1 protein-coding gene is annotated in these 1,427 nt (G+C 68.3%); it reads left to right on the forward strand.

Features of this window, described 5'->3' with window-relative positions:
- Positions 1 to 1,427: acyltransferase domain-containing protein (locus tag AB0J33_RS31145; RefSeq protein ID WP_363618733.1), on the forward strand; the 1,427-nt coding region annotated here is incomplete at both ends.

Consider the following 1,427-nt stretch of genomic DNA (forward strand, 5'->3'; position numbering starts at 1 on the left):
TCGGCGGTGGTGGGACACAGTCAGGGTGAGATCGCGGCGGCGTGTGTGGCCGGTGGCCTGTCGTTGGACGACGGGGCTCGGGTGGTGGCGTTGCGCAGCCGGGCGATCGTGGCCTTGTCGGGGTCGGGGGGCATGGTGTCGGTGCCCGCGCCTTTGCACGAGGTGCAACAGCTGATCACCGGGTGGGGTGAGGACCTGTCGGTCGCGGCGGTCAACGGTCCGGCGCAGGTGGTGGTGTCTGGGACCACGGCGGCGTGTGAGGAGTTCATGCGGGCGCACGCGCAGTTGGGTGTGCGGCGGATCGCGGTGGATTACGCCTCCCATTCGGTGCAGGTAGAGGCGATCCGTGACCGGCTGCGCGCAGACCTGGCCGACGTGCGGCCTGGTGGGGGGCGGGTGCCGTTCTACTCGACCTTGCAAGCGGCGCAGGTCGATACCGTCAGCCTTGACGGTGACTACTGGTACCGCAATCTGCGACACACGGTCCGGTTCGCTGAGGTGGTCCAGGCACTGACCGAAGCCGGTCATGAGACGTTCGTGGAAGTCAGCTCGCATCCGGTGCTGACCATGGCGGTGGAGCAGGCCGGTGAGGACCTGGTCGTGACTGGCACCCTGCGTCGTGACGACGGCGGACGGGAGCGGTGGCTCCGCTCGATGGCCACCCTCCACGTCGCGGGTATCACCATCGACTGGACCCCGACCTTTGCCGGTGACCTGCCCCGACGCGTGCCGCTGCCAACATACCCGTTCCAGCGCCAGCGCCACTGGCTCCCGGACACGCTGGCGGAGTTCCCTGGCCGCAATAGCGCCGCGATCGACCAGTCCCAGGACGCGGTCGAGCGGCATGACATCGAGGCCGGCGCGGCCACGCTCGACCTTGCCGAGACCGAACGCTCCGCGATGCGGGACCGCCCTGGTGAAGCCGGTGTGAGAATCGAGCCGGCAGCGGGTGGGGGCGAGTGGCAACTCCTTGACCTGATCCGTACCCATGCGGCCGCAGTGCTTGGTCATGCCGGGCCGCAGGATGTCGACGCTGACCGGAGCTTTAGGGAGCAGGGCTTCGACTCATACGCCACCATCAAAATGTGTGACCGACTCGCCGCGGTGACAGGGCTGCGGCTGCCGACCACCCTGCTATTCAACTACCCCACGCCCGTGGCGCTACAGGAATACCTGCAGCAGCGGTTGGACGGGGCTTCTGAGCCGGCAACTAAACCGGTCGCCGCAGCCACTGTGCTCGACGAGCCGGTGGCGATCGTGGGGATGGGGTGTCGGTATCCGGGTGGGGTTGGTGACCCGGACGGGTTCTGGCAGTTACTGGTCGAGGGTGTTGACGCGGTGGGCGAGTTCCCCGCGGATCGGGGTTGGGACCTGACGGCGCTGGACGGCCCCGGCCGGCAGCAGTCGGGGGCCTGGTACGGGACATT

This window comes from Micromonospora sp. NPDC049645 (assembly GCF_040675155.1).
Lineage (GTDB): Bacteria > Actinomycetota > Actinomycetes > Mycobacteriales > Micromonosporaceae > Micromonospora.